At 70.7% G+C, this 22,022-nt stretch carries 21 protein-coding genes, 1 pseudogene and 1 riboswitch; of the genes and pseudogenes, 8 read left to right on the forward strand and 14 right to left on the reverse strand.

The genetic code is table 11. The features are described from left to right. Positions 1-4 precede the first annotated feature (4 nt). The 3 genes from ACTYVM_RS14710 to ACTYVM_RS14720 form a co-directional block, all read right to left on the reverse strand. Positions 5-856 (reverse strand): carbohydrate ABC transporter permease, encoded by an 852-nt coding sequence (locus ACTYVM_RS14710; RefSeq protein ID WP_445526381.1) that lies wholly within the window; start codon positions 854-856, stop codon positions 5-7. Further along, positions 853-1,839, reverse strand: a complete 987-nt coding sequence (locus tag ACTYVM_RS14715) for a carbohydrate ABC transporter permease (RefSeq protein WP_445526382.1) — start codon at positions 1,837-1,839, stop codon at positions 853-855. The genes ACTYVM_RS14710 and ACTYVM_RS14715 overlap by 4 nt, the downstream gene beginning before the upstream one ends. A 123-nt stretch (positions 1,840-1,962) precedes the next feature. Next, complete coding sequence (locus ACTYVM_RS14720; protein ID WP_445526383.1) at positions 1,963-3,249, reverse strand: extracellular solute-binding protein; 1,287 nt, start codon at positions 3,247-3,249, stop codon at positions 1,963-1,965. A gap of 464 nt (positions 3,250-3,713) precedes the next feature. Between ACTYVM_RS14720 and ACTYVM_RS14725 the strand changes: the two genes are divergently transcribed. From ACTYVM_RS14725 to ACTYVM_RS14750, 6 genes are all read left to right on the forward strand, one after another. Beyond that, positions 3,714-4,478 (forward strand): GntR family transcriptional regulator, encoded by a 765-nt coding sequence (locus tag ACTYVM_RS14725; protein WP_445526384.1) that lies wholly within the window; start codon positions 3,714-3,716, stop codon positions 4,476-4,478. Between the two features lie 138 nt (positions 4,479-4,616). After that, complete coding sequence (locus tag ACTYVM_RS14730; protein WP_445526385.1) at positions 4,617-4,916, forward strand: DUF3311 domain-containing protein; 300 nt, start codon at positions 4,617-4,619, stop codon at positions 4,914-4,916. Continuing rightward, a complete protein-coding gene (gene mctP / locus ACTYVM_RS14735) occupies positions 4,913-6,523 on the forward strand; it encodes a monocarboxylate uptake permease MctP (RefSeq protein ID WP_445526386.1) in 1,611 nt (536 codons plus the stop codon). Before ACTYVM_RS14730 ends, mctP begins: the two co-directional genes overlap by 4 nt. A 74-nt stretch (positions 6,524-6,597) precedes the next feature. Further along, a complete protein-coding gene (locus ACTYVM_RS14740) occupies positions 6,598-7,110 on the forward strand; it encodes a GNAT family N-acetyltransferase (RefSeq protein ID WP_445526387.1) in 513 nt (170 codons plus the stop codon). Positions 7,111-7,172: 62 nt separating this feature from the next. Further along, positions 7,173-7,308: riboswitch (cobalamin riboswitch) on the forward strand. A gap of 123 nt (positions 7,309-7,431) precedes the next feature. Then, positions 7,432-9,798, forward strand: a complete 2,367-nt coding sequence (locus ACTYVM_RS14745) for a ribonucleoside-diphosphate reductase subunit alpha (RefSeq protein WP_445526388.1) — start codon at positions 7,432-7,434, stop codon at positions 9,796-9,798. Beyond that, a complete protein-coding gene (locus ACTYVM_RS14750) occupies positions 9,798-10,811 on the forward strand; it encodes a ribonucleotide-diphosphate reductase subunit beta (RefSeq protein WP_445526389.1) in 1,014 nt (337 codons plus the stop codon). The genes ACTYVM_RS14745 and ACTYVM_RS14750 overlap by 1 nt, the downstream gene beginning before the upstream one ends. On the opposite strand, the gene ACTYVM_RS14755 is transcribed toward ACTYVM_RS14750, so the two are convergent. Then, a complete protein-coding gene (locus ACTYVM_RS14755) occupies positions 10,724-10,978 on the reverse strand; it encodes a hypothetical protein (RefSeq protein WP_445526390.1) in 255 nt (84 codons plus the stop codon). The two genes, ACTYVM_RS14750 and ACTYVM_RS14755, sit on opposite strands and share 88 nt — an antisense overlap. A 93-nt stretch (positions 10,979-11,071) precedes the next feature. Between ACTYVM_RS14755 and ACTYVM_RS14760 the strand changes: the two genes are divergently transcribed. Then, entirely contained in the window at positions 11,072-12,037 is a 966-nt protein-coding gene (locus ACTYVM_RS14760) for a helix-turn-helix domain-containing protein (RefSeq protein WP_445526391.1), read from the forward strand. Positions 12,038-12,058: 21 nt separating this feature from the next. Here the strand turns inward: ACTYVM_RS14760 and ACTYVM_RS14765 are convergent, their stop codons facing one another. The 10 genes and pseudogenes from ACTYVM_RS14765 to ACTYVM_RS14810 form a co-directional block, all read right to left on the reverse strand. Next, positions 12,059-13,432: a bifunctional albaflavenone monooxygenase/terpene synthase gene (locus ACTYVM_RS14765; protein ID WP_445526392.1), complete on the reverse strand. Its 1,374-nt coding sequence runs from the start codon at positions 13,430-13,432 to the stop codon at positions 12,059-12,061. Continuing rightward, a complete protein-coding gene (locus ACTYVM_RS14770) occupies positions 13,429-14,514 on the reverse strand; it encodes a terpene synthase family protein (RefSeq protein WP_445526393.1) in 1,086 nt (361 codons plus the stop codon). The genes ACTYVM_RS14765 and ACTYVM_RS14770 overlap by 4 nt, the downstream gene beginning before the upstream one ends. Before the next feature lie 291 nt (positions 14,515-14,805). Next, positions 14,806-15,456, reverse strand: a complete 651-nt coding sequence (def, locus tag ACTYVM_RS14775) for a peptide deformylase (RefSeq protein WP_400029034.1) — start codon at positions 15,454-15,456, stop codon at positions 14,806-14,808. Between the two features lie 141 nt (positions 15,457-15,597). Beyond that, positions 15,598-16,578 carry a tetratricopeptide repeat protein gene (locus ACTYVM_RS14780; RefSeq protein WP_445526394.1) on the reverse strand — a complete coding sequence of 327 codons (981 nt, stop codon included), beginning with the start codon at positions 16,576-16,578 and terminating at the stop codon, positions 15,598-15,600. A 93-nt stretch (positions 16,579-16,671) separates the two neighbouring features. Further along, positions 16,672-17,738, reverse strand: a pseudogene (locus ACTYVM_RS14785) (metal-dependent phosphohydrolase). Then, on the reverse strand, positions 17,735-18,169 hold the full coding sequence (locus ACTYVM_RS14790) for a hypothetical protein (protein ID WP_445526395.1): 435 nt from the start codon (positions 18,167-18,169) through the stop codon (positions 17,735-17,737). Before ACTYVM_RS14790 ends, ACTYVM_RS14785 begins: the two are co-directional and overlap by 4 nt. A gap of 216 nt (positions 18,170-18,385) precedes the next feature. After that, on the reverse strand, positions 18,386-18,697 hold the full coding sequence (rsrA, locus tag ACTYVM_RS14795; RefSeq protein ID WP_400029030.1) for a mycothiol system anti-sigma-R factor: 312 nt from the start codon (positions 18,695-18,697) through the stop codon (positions 18,386-18,388). Then, positions 18,694-19,383, reverse strand: a complete 690-nt coding sequence (sigR, locus tag ACTYVM_RS14800; RefSeq protein WP_400029029.1) for an RNA polymerase sigma factor SigR — start codon at positions 19,381-19,383, stop codon at positions 18,694-18,696. The genes rsrA and sigR overlap by 4 nt, the downstream gene beginning before the upstream one ends. A 255-nt stretch (positions 19,384-19,638) precedes the next feature. Beyond that, positions 19,639-20,310 (reverse strand): alpha/beta hydrolase family protein, encoded by a 672-nt coding sequence (locus ACTYVM_RS14805; RefSeq protein WP_445526396.1) that lies wholly within the window; start codon positions 20,308-20,310, stop codon positions 19,639-19,641. Position 20,311: 1 nt separating this feature from the next. Then, positions 20,312-21,127: an SOS response-associated peptidase gene (locus ACTYVM_RS14810; RefSeq protein WP_445526397.1), complete on the reverse strand. Its 816-nt coding sequence runs from the start codon at positions 21,125-21,127 to the stop codon at positions 20,312-20,314. Positions 21,128-21,178: 51 nt separating this feature from the next. Between ACTYVM_RS14810 and ACTYVM_RS14815 the strand changes: the two genes are divergently transcribed. Beyond that, on the forward strand, positions 21,179-21,901 hold the full coding sequence (locus ACTYVM_RS14815; protein WP_400029027.1) for a M50 family metallopeptidase: 723 nt from the start codon (positions 21,179-21,181) through the stop codon (positions 21,899-21,901). Positions 21,902-22,022: the final 121 nt, after the last annotated feature.

Below are 22,022 nucleotides of genomic sequence, written 5' to 3' on the forward strand. Positions count from 1 at the left end.
GGCGTTATCCCTTCACGGCGCCCGCGGTCAGGCCCGCGGCCATCTTGCGCTGGACGAGCAGGAACAGGACGACGATCGGTATGGCCATCATCGTGGCCCCGGCCATCATCGGGGCGTATTCGGTGCCGTGCTTGGTGGTGAAGTTGGCGAGCCAGACGGTCGCGGTCTGGCGCTCCTGGCTGAGCAGCATCAGGGCGTACAGGTACTCGTTCCAGGCCTGGATGAAGCCGTAGACCGAGGTGGCGACCAGGCCGGGGGCCAGCAGCGGGAAGACGACGCGAAGGAAGGCGCCGGTGCGGGAGCAGCCGTCGACCATGGCGGCCTCCTCCAGCTCCCGGGGGATGTTGACGATGAAGCCGCGCAGCGTCCACACGGTGAAGGGGAGGATGAAGGTCAGATAGGTGAGGAGCAGACCGGTGAGCCTGTCGTACTGCCCGAGGTCGTTCAGCAGCAGGAAGATCGGGATGATCATCGCGATCAGCGGCACCATCTGCACCGCCAGGATGCCCACGATCACGACCTTTCGGCCGCGGAAGGCGAAGCGGGAGATGGCGAGCGCGGCCAGCATGCCCACGGCCACGCCGATCGCCACCACCGACAACGACACGATCAGGCTGCGGCCGACGGCGCCCCAGAAGTCGGCGATGTTCAGCGCCCGGCGGAAGTTCGCCAGGGTGAGCCCCGTGGGCAGCAGGCTCGGGTCCGGGTCGATGGCGTCCTTGGCCGGCTTGAACGCGGTGTTGAGCATCCAGTAGAAGGGGAAGCCGACGGTGACGAAGACGAGCAGGCCGAGCAGGTTCCAGCCGAGCCTCCCCCTCCGGCGGCGGGGAGCTGCGAGGGTACTCGTCCCGCTCATTCGACTTCTCCGATCTTCAGCATCTGGCGCATGTACACGGCGACCACGCCGAGCAGCAGCAACACGGTGATCAGGGCGATCGCCGAGCCCTGCGCGTAGTCGTTGACCACGAACGCGCGGTCGTAGGAATAGGTGTTGAGGACCTGGAACTCCGCCTCGGGATGGCCGCCCCGCATCACGAACACCTGCGGGAAGACCCCCATGTCCCAGATCACCGACAGGGTCGTGAGCATCACGATGATCGGCTTGAGGATCGGCAGGGTGACATGGCGGAAGACGCCCCAGGCGCCCGCACCGTCCAGCCGTGCGGCCTCCTCCAGCTCACTGGGCACCTGGGTCAGGCCCGCGCTGAGCGTGATGGTGACGAAGGGCACGGCGCCCCACACCACCAGCAGCATGATCACGGCCAGTCCCTCGGGGCCGCTCGCGAACCAGTTGTGGCCGACCATGTCGACCCCGGGCAGCCTGCTGAGCAGCGCGTTGAAGACGCCGTAGTCGGAGTCGAAGAGCCACTTGAAGACGGTGGTGGCCACGATGACGGGCATGCCCCAGCTGGCCACCAGCACGATGTTGATCAGGACCTTCACCCAGCCGGACACCCGCTGCAGCAGCAGCGCGAGCGCCATGCCGCCGACCATGGTGAGGACCACGCAGCCGACGGTGAGGACGATCGTGCGCAGGACGACCGCCCAGAACTCGCTGTCGCCGAGCACGTTCCGGAAGTTGGCGAACCCCACCCATTCGGCCGGCTGGAAGCCCCACAGCTGCGACTGGCCGAACGTCTGGAAGGAGACCGTGACCAGGCGCGTCAGCGGATACGCCATGACCAGGGCCAGGACGAGCAGGCAGGGTGCGAGCAGCAGCCATGGGGTCGCGGCCCCACCGGAGGTGCGCTGTCCCCGCGGCCGGTCGGGGACGGCGGGTGGCGGTGCCTGCCGCGGTGGCGGCACCTTGGCAGGGGTGGTCGTGTCTGCGGCACTCATCGCGCGCTCCTCAGCGATCCCTCAGGTCGTACGAAGGCCAAGCCCCGTACGACCGTGCGCGGGCCGGCGCACGGTCGTACGGGAAGCAGGGCCCCACTGTGGTCGCAGGGCCCCGCGATCCTGTCACTTGGTGTTGATCACCGCGTCGATCGCGGCGTCCGCCTCCTTGGCGGCCGCCTCGACCGACTTCTTGCCGGTGCCGATGTTCTGCAGCATGGTCTGCAGCACCTGGGCCTTCTCGACCTGACCCCAGCCCGGGGCCATCGGGACGAACCAGTTGGACTCGGCCGCGGTGGCCGGGACCGCCGTCGCGGGGTCGTCCTTCAGCGTCGCGAGGTCGGTCTTGTTGTTGGGCAGGTTGCCCTTGTCCATCAGGCCCTTCTGGCCGGACGGGCCGGTGAACGCGTTGATCCACTCGGCGGCGAGCGCCTGTGCCTTGGACTTCACCGGGACGGCGAGGTCGGAACCGCCCAGGAAGACCGGCATGTTGCTGCCGGACGGGCCGGGCATCACGAAGTTCTCGTTGTTGTCCTTGAGCTTGCCGGTCTTGTCCTGCTCCGGGTCGGACGCGGCCGCGCCCTCCCAGGCGGCGCCGAAGATCATGCCGGACTTGCCCTGGCCGTAGACGATGTAACGGTCGGACTCGTCCTTGGTCTTGTCGCCGTGCATGTACTTGTCGACGACGTTCTTGAACTCGTTCAGGCCCTTGAGGGACTCGGGCGAGGAGAGATCGGCCTTCCACTGGCCGCCCTCCTCCTTGGCGATGGAGCCGCCGGCGTCGTAGACGAAGGACATGGCCGCGTACCAGTCGCGCGTGGGCTGGTACCAGGCGCTGAACTTGTCGCCCTGCTTCTTCTGGACCTTGTCCAGGTCGGCCGTGAGCTCCTGGTAGGTCTTCGGCACGGACTTCACGCCGGCCGCGGCGAAGACGTCCTTGCGCCAGTTGGCGACCCGGCCGCCCGCGTAGTAGGGGACGCCGTAGGTCTTGCCGTCGTACGTCACCGAGGCCTTCAGGCCGTCCAGCCAGGCGTCGGAGCCCGTGAACTTCGCCTTGTCGACGGGGGCGAAGGCCCCCTTGACCATGTAGCTGAGCATCTCGGTGTTGCCCATCTCGACCACGTCGGGGGCCTTGTCGGTGGCGAGAACCGCGTCGAGCTTGGCGTTCTTGTCCGGCCAGCCGTAGTACTCGTGCTTGATCTTCAGACCCGGGTGCTTCTTCGTCACCGCGTCGTCGGCCGCCTTGACCAGCTCGGGCCAGTTGTTCTGCGCGTCCACGGTGAGCCAGACGGTCAGTTCCTTGGCGTCGGCGCCGCCCTTGTCCGAGCTCCCGCCGTCCTTGCCGCCCCCACACGCCGCGACGGAGACCATCATGCCCGCGATACCGATCGCGGCTACCAGCTTGCGCTTCACGCCACCCTCCTCAGGGATGCCACAAACCCCCCTGCCTCCCCGCGGTTGAGCGACATCCGAGCGTCGGCGCGTAACCGCCCGTGGGGCCGGGACCTGGACCAATGGTGTAGACCAGTAGGGGGAGCTTGGCCCAGACCAATAGGGCTGTCAAGAGTGCGCCGACCCGCTCAGGTGGTCCGTTATGGGACCGCGATATGCAGGGACCTTTCATTGTTCGTCCGGCAAAATGGACGCTCGCGTTCCACTGGACCAGGGGCGACCGTACGCCACCCGGAGGCCGCGCCGGCCAGGTGGACCACCCGCCCGGGCCGGGATGATGGACTAGACCAGCCGGAGTCACGACGGTATACAGAGGAGATCACGGAGCGTACGGGTGACCGCCCGGCACGCGAAGCCGTGCCACGATGTGAGCCGGGGCCGATGGGACGTCGGCCGCTTCGGCACCGAAGCCGGGAAGGCGGAGCATGAGCACCGACGTCAGCAGTGCGGAGAACGAGGGTGGGGCGACCGTCCGTACCGCGCGCGTGCCCAAGTACTACCGCCTGAAGAAGCACCTGCTCGACATCACCCAGACCCTGCCGCCCGGCACTCCGGTCCCGCCGGAGCGCACCCTGGCCGCCGAGTTCGACACCTCGCGCACCACGGTGCGGCAGGCGCTTCAGGAACTCGTCGTCGAGGGCCGGCTCGAGCGCATCCAGGGCAAGGGCACCTTCGTCGCCAAGCCGAAGGTCTCCCAGGCGCTGCAACTGACCTCCTACACCGAGGACATGCGCGCCCAGGGCCTGGAGCCGACCTCGCAGTTGCTGGACATCGGCTACATCACCGCCGACGACCGCCTGGCCGAACTGCTCGACATCACCGCCGGGGGGCGGGTGCTGCGCATCGAGCGGCTGCGCATGGCCAACGCCGAGCCCATGGCCATCGAGGCCACCCACCTGTCGGCCAAGCGCTTCCCGGCACTGCGGCGCAGCCTGGTGAAGTACACCTCCCTCTACACCGCCCTCGCCGAGGTCTACGACGTCCATCTGGCCGAGGCCGAGGAGACCATCGAGACCTCGCTGGCCACTCCGCGCGAGGCGGGCCTGCTCGGCACCGACGTGGGCCTGCCGATGCTGCTGCTCTCCCGGCACTCCGTGGACCGCGAGGGACGGCCGGTGGAGTGGGTGCGGTCGGTGTACCGCGGGGACCGCTACAAGTTCGTGGCACGGCTCAAACGCCCGCAGGACTAAGGGCGTTGGGGGAGTAAGGATCTTGTGGCGGTTCCTCGGCGTCATGCGCACGAGGGATTCCGCACCCGTGGCACCGTGACCTAGATTGCCTGCGCACCGCACGCTCGCCGGTGATCAGCTAGGGGACGGAGTCGCCACATGTCGAATGCCCCGGAAGCCACCAGAGCGGTGGTGACGCCTTTACGGGTCGCCATCGCCCTCTGCCTCGCCGCCCCCTTCGTGGCGCTGCTGTGGGTGGGGTCGTACGCGAAGACGGACCCGGTGTTCATCGGGATCCCCTTCTTCTACTGGTACCAGATGCTGTGGGTGCTCCTCTCCGCGGCCCTGACGATGACCGCGTACCGGCTGTGGCAGCGTGACCAGCGCGCCACCCGGGCCCCGCAGGCGGCCCGGACCGCCGACCCCGCCACGGCCGAGGACGGGGGTGCGGTGAAGTGAAGGACGGTGTCAACGGCGTCGCGCTCGGCGTCTGCGTCTTCTTCTTCCTGCTCGTCACGGTCATGGGCTTCCTGGCCGCGCGCTGGCGCCGGGCCGAGAACGAGCACAGCCTGGACGAGTGGGGCCTGGGCGGCCGGTCGTTCGGCACCTGGGTGACCTGGTTCCTGCTCGGTGGCGACCTGTACACCGCCTACACCTTCGTCGCCGTGCCGGCCGCCGTCTACGCGACGGGCGCGGCGGGCTTCTTCGCGGTGCCGTACACGATCCTGGTGTACCCGCTGATCTTCACGTTCCTGCCGCGGCTGTGGTCGGTGTCCCACCGGCACGGATACGTGACCACCTCGGACTTCGTCCGCGGCCGGTTCGGCTCCAAGGGCCTGTCGCTGGCGGTGGCGCTCACCGGCATCCTCGCGACCATGCCGTACATCGCGCTCCAGCTCGTCGGCATCCAGGCCGTGCTCGACGTGATGGGCGTCGGCGGCGGAGAGAGCACCCACTGGTTCGTGAAGGACCTGCCGCTGCTGATCGCCTTCGGTGTGCTGGCGGCGTACACCTACTCGTCGGGGCTGCGCGCGCCCGCGCTGATCGCGTTCGTGAAGGACACCCTGATCTACCTCGTGATCGCGGTGGCCATCATCTACATCCCGATCAAGCTGGGCGGCTTCTCGGAGGTGTTCGCCAAGGCGGGCCAGAAGTTCACCGAGACGGGGTCGGGCTCTCTGGTGCCGGCGGCGGCCGGCCAGTGGACCTACGCCACGCTGGCCCTGGGCTCCGCGCTCGCGCTGTTCATGTACCCGCACTCGATCACTGCGACGCTGTCCTCGCGCAGCCGGGAGGTGATCCGCCGCAACACCACGATCCTGCCGCTGTACTCGCTGATGCTGGGCCTGCTCGCGCTGCTGGGCTTCATGGCGATCGCGGCGGGCGTGCAGGTGAAGAACGGCCAGCTGGCCATTCCGCAGCTGTTCGAGAACATGTTCCCGGACTGGTTCGCGGGCGTGGCGTTCGCGGCGATCGCCATCGGCGCGCTGGTGCCGGCGGCGATCATGTCGATCGCGGCCGCGAACCTGTTCACCCGCAACATCTACAAGGACTTCCTCCGCCCGCACGCGACACCGAAGGAGGAGACCCGGGTCTCCAAGATCGTGTCGCTCCTGGTGAAGGTGGGCGCGCTGGTGTTCGTGCTGACCATGGACAAGACGGTCGCCATCAACTTCCAGCTGCTCGGCGGGATCTGGATCCTTCAGACCTTCCCGGCCCTGGTCGGCGGCCTGTTCACGCGCTGGTTCCACCGCTGGGCGCTGCTGGCGGGCTGGGCGGTCGGCATGGTCTACGGCACGGTCGCCGCCTACGGGGTCGCCTCGCCGACGCAGAAGCACTTCGGCGGCTCGGCCAAGGAGATCCCGGGCCTCGGCGAGATCGGCTACCTCGGTCTGACGGCGTTCGTGCTCAACGCGGCCGTCGTGGTGGTCCTGACGTTCGTGCTGAGGGCGGTCAGGGCGCCCGAGGGCGTGGACGAGACCCGGCCGGAGGACTACACGGCGGACGCCGGCGACCCGGGCGTCGAGGTGGAGCTCCCGCCGACCACGGCGGCGGCCCCGCAGTAGCACCGGGCACCCCGCGGGCCGCCGGAGAGAAATCCGGCGGCCCGCGGCCGGGCCCGTGCGGCACACTCGGGCCCATGGACTTCGCGATCCGGCCGGTGGAACCCGGCGAGTACGGCACGCTCGGTGAGATCACCGCCCAGGCCTACCTCCAGGACGGGCTGCTGGACTTCGGCGAGAGCGACGGATATCTCGTCGAGCTGCGGGACGTGGCCAAGCGGGCGGCCGCGGCCGAGGTGCTGGTGGCGGTGGCGGTGGCGGACGGGAAGGTGCTCGGCGGCGTGACCTTCGTCCCCGGCGCCGGTCCCATGGCCGACCTCGCCGGCCCCGGGGAAACCGAGATACGGATGCTCGCGGTCGCGCACGCGGCGCGCGGCAGAGGAGTCGGCGAGGCCCTCGTACGGGCCTGTCTGGACCGGGCACGCACCGTGGAGGGCTGTGTCCGCGTGGTGCTGTCCAGCCAGAGCTCCATGCGTACCGCCCACCGCGTCTACGAGCGCCTGGGCTTCGTCCGCACGCCGGGGCGGGACTGGAACCCGCTCCCGGAGCTGGACGACATCGCGCTGCTCACCTACGAGTTGACATTCTGACACGCTCCGGAGTCGACGCGGCACAACATATGGGGGTGCCCGACTCACTCAGCACAAGATGTATGCTCGTGCTCACTGTCGCCGCAGGGGAATCCGGTGCGAATCCGGAACTGTCCCGCAACGGTGTACTCGTGCGCATATGCCCCATGGGCCGCCACGAGCGTCAGTCCGAGGACCTGCCGACAGCGCGCCCGGCCGTCCGGTCCGGGTGCCCTGACGTCCGGGCCTCGCGGAATGGGCTGGTGGGCGCGGCGCCGCGTGCGCTCGTGTGCTGCCCCCTGCCCTGTGCGAGGCTCCGTGCCGAGCGAGGGAGAGCTCCACGTGACCATCGCGCCAGCCGACCCGGTTTCAGTCACAGCCACGGAAACCGACGGTCCAGGTGCCGTACTGCTGCGGACCCTGACCGAGCTGACCGCCGACCTCCCCGACGCCGACCCCGGCCGGGTCGCCGCCGCCGCGCTGCGCGGCCGGTCGGCGCGGGCCGACGAGGCCGAGTTGCGTGAGCTGGCCACGGAGGCGGCCGCCGGGCTCATCTCCGAGGACCCCGCCTACTCGCGGCTGGCGGCCAGGCTGCTGACCCTCACCATCCGCGCCGAGGCCGCCTCCCAGGGCGTCGCCTCCTTCACCGACTCGGTCACCGTGGGCCACCGCGAGGGCCTCGTCGCCGACCGGACCGCGGAGTTCGTACGCGCCCACGCCGACCGCCTGGACGCGCTGATCGACCGGGCCGCCGACGACCGCTTCGGCTACTTCGGCCTGCGCACCCTGCACAGCCGGTACCTGCTGCGGCACCCGATCACCCGCAAGGTGATCGAGACGCCCCAGCACTTCATGCTGCGGGTCGCGGCCGGCCTCGCGCAGGACGACACCGCGCGGTCCGTCGACGAGGTCGAGGCGCTCTACGGGCTGATGAGCCGCCTCGACTACCTGCCCTCCTCCCCCACGCTCTTCAACTCCGGCACGCGCCACCCCCAGATGTCGTCCTGCTACCTCCTCGACTCCCCCAAGGACGAGCTGGACTCCATCTACGAGCGCTACCTCCAGGTCGCCCGGCTGTCCAAGCACGCCGGCGGCATCGGCATCGCCTACTCCCGCATCCGCTCGCGCGGTTCGCTGATCCGCGGCACCAACGGGCACTCCAACGGCATCGTGCCGTTCCTGAAGACCCTGGACGCCTCGGTGGCCGCCGTGAACCAGGGCGGCCGGCGCAAGGGCGCCGCCGCGGTCTACCTGGAAACCTGGCACTCCGACATCGAGGAGTTCCTGGAGCTGCGCGACAACACCGGTGAGGACGCCCGCCGGACGCACAACCTCAACCTCGCGCACTGGGTCCCGGACGAGTTCATGCGCCGGGTGAACGCCGACGGGCAGTGGTCGCTGTTCTCCCCCGCGGACGTGCCGGAGCTGACCGACCTGTGGGGCGAGGAGTTCGACGCCGCGTACCGCGCCGCGGAGGCCCGGGGACTGGCGCGCAAGACCATGCCGGCCCGCGAGCTGTACGGCCGTATGATGCGCACCCTCGCGCAGACCGGCCAGGGCTGGATGACCTTCAAGGACGCCGCCAACCGCACCGCCAACCAGACGGCGCAGCCCGGTCACGTCGTCCACTCCTCCAACCTCTGCACGGAGATCCTGGAGGTCACCGACGACGGTGAGACGGCGGTGTGCAACCTGGGGTCGGTCAACCTGGGCGCGTTCGTGGCCGGCGGGGACATCGACTGGGAGCGGCTGGACGAGACCATCCGCACCGCCGTCACCTTCCTGGACCGCGTGGTCGACATCAACTTCTACCCGACCGAGCAGGCGGGGCGCTCCAACGCCCGCTGGCGGCCGGTGGGCCTGGGCGCCATGGGCCTCCAGGACGTGTTCTTCAAGCTGCGGCTGCCCTTCGACTCCCCTGAGGCCAAGGCCCTGTCCACCCGTATCGCCGAGCGGATCATGCTCGCCGCGTACGAGGCGTCGGCCGACCTCGCCGAGCGCAACGGCCCGCTGCCCGCGTGGGAGAAGACCCGTACGGCCCAGGGTGTGCTGCACCCCGACCACTACGACGTCGAGCTGACCTGGCCGGAGCGCTGGGCGGCCCTGCGCGAGCGGATCGCCGCCGTCGGCATGCGCAACTCGCTGCTGCTCGCCATCGCCCCGACCGCCACCATCGCCTCGATCGCGGGCGTGTACGAGTGCATCGAGCCGCAGGTCTCCAACCTCTTCAAGCGTGAGACGCTCTCCGGGGAGTTCCTGCAGGTCAACTCGTACCTGGTGGACGACCTGAAGGCGCTCGGCGTCTGGGACGCCCGCACCCGCGAGGCACTGCGCGACGCGAACGGCTCGGTGGCCGGCTTCGCCTGGATCCCCGAGGACGTGCGGACGCTGTACCGCACGGCGTGGGAGATCCCGCAGCGCGGTCTGATCGACATGGCCGCGGCGCGCACCGCGTTCCTGGACCAGTCCCAGTCCCTGAACCTGTTCATGGAGACGCCGACCATCGGCAAGCTCTCCTCGATGTACGCCTATGCCTGGAAGCAGGGCCTGAAGACGACGTACTACCTGCGCTCCCGCCCGGCGACCCGTATCGCCCGCGCGGCCCGGGCCCAGACTCCCGCCACCGTCCCTGTCCAGCAGGCGGCGCCGGACGCCGACGCGATCGCCTGCTCCCTTGAGAACCCCGAGTCCTGCGAGGCCTGCCAGTAATGACCAGCGAGACCAAGAACCTGCTCGACCCCGGCTTCGAACTGACGCTCCGTCCGATGCGCTACCCGGACTTCTACGAGCGCTACCGGGACGCCATCAAGAACACCTGGACGGTGGAGGAGGTCGACCTTCACTCGGACGTCGCCGACCTCGCCAAGCTGAGCCCGGCCGAGCAGCACCTGATCGGACGGCTGGTGGCCTTCTTCGCCACCGGTGACTCGATCGTGGCGAACAACCTGGTGCTGACGCTGTACAAGCACATCAACTCCCCCGAGGCGCGGCTGTACCTGTCCCGCCAGCTCTTCGAGGAGGCCGTCCACGTCCAGTTCTACCTGACGCTGCTCGACACCTACCTGCCCGATCCCGAGGACCGCACCGCCGCCTTCGCCGCGGTGGAGAACATCCCCTCGATCCGGGAGAAGGCCGAGTTCTGCTTCAGGTGGATGGACTCGGTGGAGAAGCTGGACCGGCTGGAGACGAAGGCGGACCGCCGGCGCTTCCTGCTCAACCTCATCTGCTTCGCCGCGTGCATCGAGGGCCTGTTCTTCTACGGCGCCTTCGCCTACGTCTACTGGTTCCGCAGCCGCGGCCTGCTGCACGGTCTGGCCACCGGCACCAACTGGGTGTTCCGCGACGAGACGATGCACATGTCCTTCGCCTTCGACGTGGTGGACACCGTGCGCAAGGAGGAGCCCGACCTCTTCGACGACGAGCTCCAGCAGCAGGTCACCGACATGCTGCGGGAGGCCGTCGAGGCCGAGCTCCAGTTCGCGCGCGACCTGTGCGGTGACGGCCTCCCGGGGATGAACACCGACTCGATGCGGCAGTACCTGGAGTGCGTCGCCGACCAGCGCCTGACGCGCCTCGGCTTCGCCCCGGTGTACGGCTCCGAGAACCCCTTCTCCTTCATGGAGCTCCAGGGCGTTCAGGAGCTGACCAACTTCTTCGAGCGGCGCCCGTCGGCGTACCAGGTGGCGGTGGAGGGCACCGTCGACCTCGACGAGGACTTCTGAGCCTCGTCGAGGATCTCCCCGGCCTCCCGGTCCTCCTGGGCCTGACGGATCCGGTGGTCGGCACGTCGGTCGTGGACGATGCCGATCACCGACGGCAGGACCATGAGGACCAGGAGCCCCAGGACGAAGAGCATCGAGATCAGGCCTTGCAGCTGTGTCGTGGTCATGGACACCACTGTGGCGCCGGGTACTCCTCACCGTGAGTGGCAGGACTGCCGTACACCTTCAAAATCCTGCCACCGCGGGGGCACACTGGCCCCATGCTGAAGAACGTGGCCACCGTGCTGCTGGACGGAGTGCACCCCTTCGAGCTCGGCGTGGTCTGCGAGGTGTTCGGACTGGACCGCAGCGACGAGGGGCTGCCGGTGTACGACTTCGCGGTCGTCTCCGCGGAGGGCCCGGCGCTGCGCACCCATGTCCCCGGCCTCACGGTCTCGACGCCGCACGGGCTGGACCGGCTGGAGGAGGCCGACCTGATCACGGTGCCGGCCGCCGACGCCGTCACCTCCCGCGGCTACCCGCCCGAGCTGCTGGCCGCGCTGCGCCGGGCGGTGGACCGGGGCGCGCGGGTGCTCAGCGTCTGCTCGGGCGTCTTCGTGCTGGGCGCCGCCGGCCTGCTGGACGGGCGGCGCTGCGCGGCGCACTGGAGGCACGCGGACGAACTGGCCCGGCGGTTCCCGCGGGCCGTGGTCGAGCCGGACGTGCTGTACGTGGACGCGGACCCGGTGATCACCTCGGCCGGCACCGCGTCCGGCATCGACGCCTGTCTGCACATCGTGCGCAAGGAGCAGGGCCCGGAGGTCGCCAACAGGATCGCCCGGCGGATGGTGGTGCCCCCGCACCGCGACGGCGGGCAGGCCCAGTACGTCGAGCGGCCGCTGCCGAAGTCCTCCTGCGACACGGTGGGCGAGGTGCTGGTCTGGATGGAGGAACACCTGGACCACGAGGTCACCGTCGAGCAGCTCGCCGCCCGCGCCCATATGTCGCCGCGTACCTTCGCCCGCCGCTTCCAGCAGGAGACGGGCACCACTCCCTACCGCTGGCTCCTGCGCCAACGCGTGCTGCTGGCACAGCGGTTGCTGGAGGGGACGGACGAGACCATGGACACGATCGCGGATCGTACGGGGTTCGGGACGGCGGCGGCGCTGCGGCACCAGTTCGTCCGCGCGCTGGGCACCACCCCGAACGCCTACCGGCGCGCGTTCCGGGGCCCGCGGGCCGCCTGAACGCGCGCCGCGCCGCTCATCTCACCCTAGCACCCGCCCCACCCGCACCCGCTTCTGGCGCAGCGTGATGCCGACCCGGGGCGTGCCGTTCGACCCGGGAACCTCCTCGAAGCGGAACCTCGTCGCCACCGCGGCGGTGAACAGACTCAGAAGCGCCATCGAGAAAAGGTCACTTGGGCACTTGCGGTTACCCACACCGAACGGGCTCATGGCGTATTTCGGTACGTCCTTGGCGCGTTCGGGAAGCCAGCGGTCGGGGTCGAACTCCAGATTGTCCGGATACGAGCGCCGATCACGCTGGACGGCGTACGGGCTGTAGATGATGTCCGCCCCGGCCGGAATGCGATAGCCACCGAGTTCGGTTTCGGCCACCGCCCGCCGCGTCAATACCCATACGGCGGGCCGCAAACGCATCGTCTCCACGACGACATTGTTGGTGTGCGTGAGCCCGCGGATGTCGTCGAATCCGACGGGGCGGCCGCCGGTCACTGATTCGACCTCCGCGCGGATCCGGTCGCCGTGTTCCGTGTGTATCGCGAGCACCCGGAGCAGCCACATGATCGTGGCGCCCACCGTTTCACTGCCCGGGGTGAGTATCGCGACCACCTGGTCGTGGATCTCCTGTTCCCCGATGGGCTCGCCATTGTCGTCCTTCGCCGTCAGCAATGCCGTCAGCACATCGTCCGGATTCCGGCCGGACGCCCGGCGCTCGGCGATGATCTCGTCGACGAGGCGGTGCAGATCGGCGAGCGCCCGGTTGAATGCGAGGTTGGCCGGCAGCGGCAGCCGGTACAGCGGCCCGAGCGGCACCACCATCCGCTGGTACATGCCGCGGAAGACGGTGGCCAGCGCGTCGCACAGCCGGTCGGCGCACTCGTCCATGTACGGACCGCGGAGCAGGCAGCGGGCCGCGACGCGCACCGCGATCCGGAAGGCCTCCGAGGCGCAGTCGATCGTCCGACCGGGCTGCCAGCGCTCGGTCAGCGCGTGCGCCTCCTCCTCCATGACCGGCTCGTGGGCGGGGATGGCGTCGAGCCGGAAGGCGGGCTGGATGGTGCGGCGCTGGCGCCGGTGCAGCGCGCCGTTGGAGGTCGCCACCCCCTCCTTGCCGACCAGGCCCTCCAGGGACTCCCACAGCGGGCCGGAGATGATGCAGTCGGGGCTGAGGGCCACCGCGCCGGTGAGGGCGGGCGTGGTGACGGCGTACACCGTCTTCGGGCCGAGCCTGAGCCGGACCACGTCGCCGTGGTCGCGCAGTTGGGGCATGAAGGCCAGCGGATCGCGGACCAGTCTCAGACCGTGGCCGAGAAGTGGCACCCCGCCCCCGGCCACCGGTGGCTCGTGCGGCCCGGGTGCGGGGCGCCGGGTCGCGGACCGCGCCGACGCGGCGGTCATTTCCCGCCCGCCCCCTCGTCGTCGAGGTACGGGGGTGTGGCCGGGTCCTCCCAGTCGTCGACCGTGTACCGGCCGGACTCGAGGTGGAACCAGTAGATGGAACTGAACCAGTTCCGCATAGTGCCGAGGCAGGTCCGCACGGCGGCACTCAGTTCCTTTCCCTGTACCGTGCCGTCCGCCAGGCCGTCGGCGAAACGTAATCCCTCCTGTTCCGCGACGAGGAATTCGGATACGCATTCCTCGAGGCGCCCGCGCATTTCCGCGACAGCCTCCTCGAGGCTCAGCCCGTCGTGCTTGACGAGACTGATCCCGAGGTTGTGCACCTCGCCGCCCGCTATTTCCTTGGACAGTGAGCACAGATCATTGAACCAGGCGGCGAATTCCTGACTGAGCAGCGCGGGACGCCGGTACGCGGGGTTCTTCCGGACCGCGTCCGGCAGTTCACGGCCGGCGCACGCCTCCAGCAGATCGGTCCAGATCCAGTGCGCGAAGGTGAACCGGCGCAGCGCGAGGTATTCCTCGACCGTGGGCACGACGTTCCCGGTGCGGTTGTGGAATTCCCGGTCGTAGGCGTCGATCACCGCGTGGAAGTGCCGTGCGAAGCGGGCGTTCCACCGTGCCGACAGGAACGAGTAGAACCGCAGCACGCTGTCCGCGAACCCCGCGACCAGGGGGTCCTCGTGGTGCAGGTGATCCTGGGGGGAGTCCAGGACCGCGTGCATCGTGCGGCACAGCCGCTCCCAGGCGGCGGGCCGGCCGTGGACGACGTCGCGGTCCTGGCGGTCGTCCCAGAGGAAGAACCACGCGGCGAAGTCCGCTATCGCCTGGATCACCTCGTCGGGGGCACCGATGTAGTACCCCGCCATGAGGCCGGTGTAGCACAGGCTGTCGGCGTGTTCCTCCACCTTGTCCGCCGACATGAGCCGCTTTTCCAGCAGCCAGCCGCGCGTGTTCTCGTGGAGTTGGGGCCAATACCCGTGCAACTGCCTGGGGAACCCCTCCTCGATCACCGGAAGTGCGAGCGATGGTGGGACCGTGACCGCCGTCGTCGTCGCTGTGGTGCTGTATGGGAAAGCTGGCACGAACAAACCCCTCTCAGCCGCCGGTGGCGCACACCTCTTCCGTTGTGCCGGGCGCACGCCGTCGCGTATCCCCGCACCCCCATTCAGCACCACAACTGACCGTTCTGGGAATGGATTTGCCGCCTTCGCCACCCCGGGATGCCGAGAATCTCCCCTTGTGTGACTGATTACGAATCACCAGGAGCGCACAAGGGATCGAATGCGTGACGGACACACATACGGCGCCCGACCGGATGTTCCGGTCGGGCGCCGTACGCACGGGCCACTCGCGCCCCAACGGGCGGCAGGGACTCAGTCGTTGGCCACCACGGGGTAGCGCGGCTCGTTCTCGGCCATCTGCCGCAGCGCGTCCTTGCGTTCCCGCTTGGAGAGCCGGTCGATGTAGAGGTAGCCGTAGAGGTGGTCCGTCTCGTGCTGGAGGCACCGCGCGAAGTAACCGGTGCCCCGGACCTTGATCGGGTTGCCCTTCTCGTCCTGCCCGGTGACCTCGGCGTAGTCGGGGCGGGCGAGCGGCGCGTAGGCGGTGGGCACGGACAGGCAGCCCTCGTTGCTGTCGTCCAGACGGCGCCGCTCGGCGGGCAGCTCGACCAGCTTGGGGTTGCAGACGACCCCCACGTGCCGGGCGCCCTCGTCGTCCGGGCAGTCGTAGACGAAGACCTTCAGGTCCACGCCGATCTGGTTGGCGGCCAGGCCCACGCCCTCGGCGGTGCGCTGGCTGGCGAACATGTCCGCGACCAGCTGCTGGAACTCCTCGCCGAAGTCGGTGACGTCCCTGCACTCCTTGTGCAGCACGGGGTTCCCGACGACCGTGATGGGCCGGGAGGTACCGCGCTCACACCAGGCCGCCTCGCGCTCCTCGCAGTCCTCCGAGTCGACGACGTACCCCTCGTCGTCCACGGGGAGCACGCCCGCGTGCTGCTGATCGGTGTCCTGCTGCGCCATGACCGACGTACGCCTTCCTGACAAGAACGGGGAGTGAACTCTGCTACAGGGTACGGGGCCCGGAGCCCCGACCGGGCCCGGGAGTGTCCGATATGCGACTGTGCCGCGAGGACTCGGCCGGCCCACGCCGGGCCGACGCCCTCAACACACCTCTTCCAGATCCCGCCAGTCCCGCGAGTCCGGGCTGTCGGCCACCCACCCGTCCAGCAGCCCGCGGACCAGGGACGCCGGAGCGGCCACTCCGCACTCCCGCTCCGGCACCCACAGCTGCCCGTCGGTGCGGTGCCCGAGCGGCCCGGGGTGCCCCGGCTCGCTGTGGTCGTGCGGGTCGAGGTGCACGCCGTCGCCCTCGTCGGACGGCATCCGCGACTCCGAGCACATCCGGCACAGCAGCCGCACGGACGACGACCAGTCCTCGGCGGCGAAGCCGGCGTCGCCGGCGAGCTGCTCCAGCGCGTCCCGGTCGGCCTCGGTGGCGGCCTCGAGCAGGACCACCCAGGTGGGCACCGGAGAGGGCGCCCACAGCTCGATCTCGTCGAAGACGGGGTAGGTATGGCCGGCCGCGGTGGTGCGCTCCCCGTGGGGCACCCCGTCGTGCAGCACGACCTCGCCCCAGCGCCGCCCCGAGGAGGGCAGCGGGATGGACAGCACCTCGATCCGCGCCGGGTCCAGGCGTCGTCCCCAGACCACCTCGGCCTCGCCCTCCGGCGACAGCCGCACGGCCGCGCTGCCCAGCTCCATGCCCGTCGGCTCCCCCGCGGCGGCCGCGCCTCCGGGCACCTTCAGGCCGTACGCCTGCCACGCCCGCCGGGCCAGCGGCCAGTCCTGGAGGGCGGTGGCGGCGATGCCGACGTTCCACCAGTCGGGCGCGCCGGTCTCCTTCTCCAGCAGGGCCACGGCCCGCAGGCCCGCCGCCCTCGCCTGCTCCCAGTCGTGCCGGAACTTGTGCAGCAGGGCGAGGTTGAACCAGGACTCGGCCAGCCAGGGCTCCAGGTCGGCGGCCCGTGTCAGCAGCGCGCCCGCGTCCTCGTACCGGCCGTCGCCGATCAGGGTGAACGCCCGGTCGGTGGCCTGCCGCCAGGAGGCGGAGGGCCGGTGCCGTCCCTTGCCGAAGATCCTCACGATTCCCGCCTGCCAGTTCCGTCGAGTGGGCCGGCTTCTGCCCCGGACACCCTCTCATTCGCATCCAACCACGTACGACTGGAGGGAGGCTCATTACCCATGGGTTAACCCCTCGCCGGGAAGAACCGGAAGCACCGGGCCCTCCCACGACAGCACCCGGCCCAGCGACTCCACCACCTCGGGGGCGTACACGCCGGCCCCCGCAAGCCGCAGTTCCTCCAGGGCCCTGAGCGGGCCGCCGGGCCCGACGTCGCGCGCCTTCTCCTCGTAGGCGTTGACGGCCCGCACGATCCGCGCGGGCAGCGACTGCTCCCGGCAGGGGTCGGCCTGCCGTTCCACCACCACCGCGACCCGGGCGTCGACCCCGGTCTGCCGCACCACGGCCCCGCCGAGCAGCGCGATCCGCCGCTGCTCCTCGGCGGGCAGTCCCGCCTGCCGGTAGGTCCTCCGCACGGCCGCGTACCGCCTGAGGGAAAGCTGGGTGAGCAGCGGCGGCAGCGAGAACACGGGCAGCGCCCACAGTCCGGCCACGGCGACGGCGAGTGCCATGACCGCGCCGGTCGCGCACACCGCCGAGCCGACCCCGAGCAGGCCCCGCAGTTCCTCCCGCAGCAGCGGGCCGAACGGCCACCGGGTGCGGCAGTGCGCCTGCGCGGCGGCGGGCACGGCGCCGCACAGCGCGGTGAGCACCAGGAGCGCGAGCAGCAGCAGGGCGTACGCCGGACCGACCCATCCCCGGAACACCCCTTTGCCGTAGAGGGGTTGGAAGCAGGCGGCGGCGAAGGCGACGGTGAGGATCCGCCGCGCCAGGTGGTCGGGCGTCCACCCGCGCCCGCGCGCGATGTCGCGATGTGCGGCACGCCGCCCAGGAGGCAGGCGGCGAGCACCACGGCGACGACCTGGCAGGCGCCGTGGTGGCTGGGCCGGCCGGCGCCCTCGCCCAGCAGCGCGTACGACAGCGCCCCGGCTGCGCCGAGCGGCGCGGCCTCCCGCGACCCGGACCCGGTCCACCGGGTGAGCTCGCCGACGAGGACCAGCACCCCGAAGGCGAGGGCGGCGCCGCGCTCCGCGAGTCCGGTCCACAGGGTGACGGTGAGGGACAGCAGGGCGACCAGGACCGCCGAACCGCGGATGAGGAGCAGCAGGAGGCGTCGGCTCATCGACGGGTTTCCGGCCGACCGCCCGCGGACCGCCCCGGCCCGCCACCGGCACCGCGGTCCTCGGCCGCGTACGACCCCGGCGGCGGGACGGGCTCGTCTCCCCCTCCGGGCACCGCGGCCGAAGCGACGACGGGGGTGCCCTGCGCGCCGCCGGGAGCCGCCGACGACGGGCCCGTGACGGCGCGGAACGGCGCCGGCGGGGCGACCGCGGCGGCGGCCGGCGGCAGCAGGAAGGCGGCCGCGAGCAGGACGGGGTGGAAGAGCCCGGCGAGGCCGCGCCGGGCGAACCGGCCGCACCCGGCGTACACCGCGGTGAGCAGGGCGACCGGCCACCAGGGGGTGTGCGTCACCGGCAGCGGCAGCAGACAGGCCAGGGCGCCGAGGACGGCACAGGCGACATACGCACGGGCCCGCGGTGGAACCGCCTCCATGCCGCCCCCCGCCCCTCCCCGGTCATGCCTGTCCGCGGTGGGAGCGTAGGGCGCACAGCGGGGAGCCCACGGGCCGAAGACCCGGGGATTAGCACGTTCGGGTGAAGAGCGTCCGGGCCGGCGCCTGAAGCGGGTCCGACGCGTGTGCGAGCGCCGGGTGCGCGCACAGGAGGCGCGGGGAGTCCGGCGGGGCGCCGGACGGCCCGGCGCGGCGGGTCAGGACTCCTGCGGAGTCACCGGTGCCGCGGTCACGTCGTGCTCGGGGACGGCCTGGCCGGAGCGGATCAGATCGAGCCGCCCCATGACCTTGGCACGCAGGTCGGCGGGGACGTCGTCATGTCCGCAGCACCGCTTGACCAGCTTCTTCACGGCCTGTTCCAGGCCGTACTTCTCCAGGCACGGCGAGCACTCCTCGAAGTGGTGCTCGAACTTGTCACGATCGACGTCCGGCATCTCACTGTCGAGGAACTCGTAGAGGTGGTCGAGTACCTCACTGCAGTCCGTCTCGTGCGGGTCTCCGCAGCTCATGAGCCCGAGCCTTTCGCTTCGTTCGACTCCCCGGCGCCGGCCGGGACCAGTCCGCGCTCGCGGGCGTAGTCCTCGAGCATGCCGCGCAGTTGACGACGGCCCCGGTGCAGCCGGGACATCACCGTCCCGATGGGTGTCCCCATGATGTCCGCGATCTCCTTGTACGCAAAGCCTTCCACGTCCGCGAGGTAGACGGCGATGCGGAATTCCTCGGGGATCGCCTGGAGCGCTTCCTTCACGTCCGAGTCGGGCAGGTGGTCGAGCGCCTGCGACTCGGCGGAGCGCAGACCGGTCGACATGTGCGACTCGGCGCGGGCGAGCTGCCAGTCCTCGATCTCCTCGGCGGCGCTGCGCTGCGGCTCGCGCTGCTTCTTGCGGTAGGAGTTGATGAAGGTGTTGGTGAGGATCCGGTACAGCCACGCCTTGAGGTTGGTGCCCTCACGGAACTGGTGGAAGGACGCGTACGCCTTGGCGTAGGTCTCCTGCACCAGGTCCTCGGCGTCGGCCGGGTTGCGCGTCATGCGCAGCGCCGCCGAGTACATCTGGTCGAGGAATTCCAGCGCGTCCCGCTCGAAGCGCGCGCTGCGCTGGGCGGTCGACTCCGCGGACGCCCGCGCGCCCCGGCCCTCGGGCTGCTCCGCCTGGCCGTTGTCGGCCCCTGCGTCGGTACCGGGAACCGGACCCACCTCCTCAAGCGACGTCGTGGCACCGAATGCGGTTCCACTCGAATCGGAGGATAGACGACGACCCGTGCCTGCCGCCGCTCGAACAGGAGCGGTCCGCGCCGCGTGCAGCACCGTCCAGTCCAGGTCAGTGCGGCTGCTGCGGCTCGGGCAAACAGTCGAACCCATGCGGCGGACTCCCTCTCGTGTGACGTCGGCGCCGTGAGCGGCACTTCTGCCCGGCTCAACAGCGGTGGTCCACCAGGCATTCCCCGGGGGTCACGTCAGTGACGCGGTCCACTGGGCGACGGCGTCGGTGATGGTCTCCAGGGCCTGGTCCTGCGTGATCGGCGCCCGCTTCGGGACGGCGAAGCCGTGGTCGCCGTACGGCACCTCGACGAGCCGGTGGGGACCCTTCGGGAACTCCTCGGGCCTGCCGAACGGGTCGTTGCCGCCCTGGACGACGAGCGTGGGCACCCCCGCGCCGAGCAGTTCGTCGGCGCGGGACTTCTCGGGCCTGCCCGGCGGGTGCAGCGGGAAGCTGAGGGCGAGCACGGCGTACGCGCCGAGCTCGGTCGCCGTACGGCAGGCGACGCGCGCCCCGGCGCTCCGGCCGCCCGCGACCACCGGCAGCCCCGGCCCGGTGAGGGCGGGCCACAGCCCGCGCCAGCCGGCGTCCAGCGTCCTCGGCGCGGGCGCCACCTTCTTGCCGGCCACCCGCCAGGGCTGCTCGACCAGCGCGACGGTGACCTCGTGCCCGGGGAGCACGCGGGCCAGGGCCTGGAGGTCGCGGGCCTCGACGCCGCCGCCGGCTCCGTGGCTCACGGCGAGCACCAGGCGTGCGCCGGGGGCCCGGTGCCAGGTGATCCGGGCCGTGCCGGCCTCCGTCCCGACGGTCTCGCTCACACCGCTCACGTCACTCAGGTCGCTCACGTCGCTCACGTCGCTCACATCAGAAGAGTGTGCCCTCTTCCGGCGCCGCGAGCTCCTTGAGCAGGTCCGGTCCGTTGTTGCGGACGCTGCTGACGGCCGTGGACACCGGGTAGGCGCGCATCAGGCCCGAAGGCGGCGGGGTGAGCAGCCCCCGCAGGTCGTCGGGGTCGGTGCGGGCCGGGTCCAGCCAGGCGTCCCAGCGGTCCGGGGTCAGCATCAGCGGCATCCGGGGGTGGATGTCGGCCAGCGAACGGGGGCCCTCGGCCGGGGCGACCGCCAGCGGGGTCCGCTCCGCGTCCGTGGTGATCACCGAGCAGGTCACCCACCAGGCCCGCGGATGGTCGTCGGGCAGGGTCCGGTCCCGCCAGAACTCGTAGAGCCCGGCCATCGCGAAGACCGAGCCGTCCGCCGGGGTCACGAAGTAGGGCTGCTTGCGCGGCCGCTTGCGCCTGCCCTCGACCTCCAGCTCCCGTTCCTCGGTGCCGGTGACCCACTCGTAGTAGCCGTCGGCGGGCACGACACAGCGCCGGGCGGCGAAGGCACGCCGGTACGACGGCTTCTCGTGCACGGTCTCCGCGCGCGCGTTGATCATCCGGGCGGCGCCCTCGGGGGACTTCGACCAGGACGGCACGAGCCCCCACCTCAGCTTCCGCAGCTGGCGAACCGGACTGCGGTCGTCGGCGTCCTTCAAGGGGCGGTCCAGGACCACGTGGACCTCCTTGGTCGGAGCCACGTTGTAGTCGGGTTCCAGGGTCTCCTCCGGGTCCCACCGCTGGATCTCGAAGACTCCTGCGAGATCCTCGGGGCCGCGACTCGCCGCATACCGTCCGCACATACCGTGCAACACTGCCAGACCCCGCACACGCACAGGGAGCCACTCGGACACATGGACAGCCTCGCCGCCACCGCGCTGCCCGATCTCTGGGACCGGCTCGTCGGCACCCAGCCCGACCCCGACCTGTGGGTGGTGATCGTCACCGCGGCCGCCGCGCTCGCCGTGGTCGTGCCGCACGGCCTGTGGCGCGTCTCGCGCAACGCGATCACCATCGCGCACGAGGGCGGGCACGGGCTGGTCGCGCTGCTCACCGGACGCACGCTGACCGGCATACGCCTGCACTCCGACACCAGCGGCCTGACCGTCAGCCGCGGCAAGCCGCACGGCGTCGGCATGATCCTCACCGCGGCCGCCGGCTACACCGCTCCCCCGCTGCTGGGCCTGGGCGGCGCGGCCCTGCTTGCCACCGGCCGCATCACTCTGCTGCTGTGGGTGGCCACGGCGCTGCTGGTGGCGATGTTGGTGATGATCCGCAACGCCTACGGGGCGCTGACCGTGCTCCTCACCGGCGGCACGTTCCTGCTGGTGTCCTGGCTGACCGGCCCCCAGGTGCAGGCCGCGTTCGCGTACGCGGTGGTGTGGTTCCTGCTGCTCGGCGGGGTGCGCCCGGCCTTCGAGCTCCAGGCCAAGCGGGTGCGCGGAGGCGCCGGGGACTCGGACGCGGACCAGTTGTCGCGCCTGACGCACGTCCCGGCGGCGCTGTGGCTGTTCCTGTTCCACGCGGTGTCGCTGTGCTCGCTGATCGGCGGCGGGCGGTGGCTGCTGACGGGGTGAGGCGCTTTCTCCGAGGGCGACGACGGGGCCGAGAGGGCGCGTGACCGTGCCGGTGTGCGGCTGCGTCGCGGGGCGCGACCAGCGACTACGCGGCCGTACCCGAACCACGGCCGCCCATTAA

Source organism: Streptomyces cyslabdanicus (genome assembly GCF_052663305.1).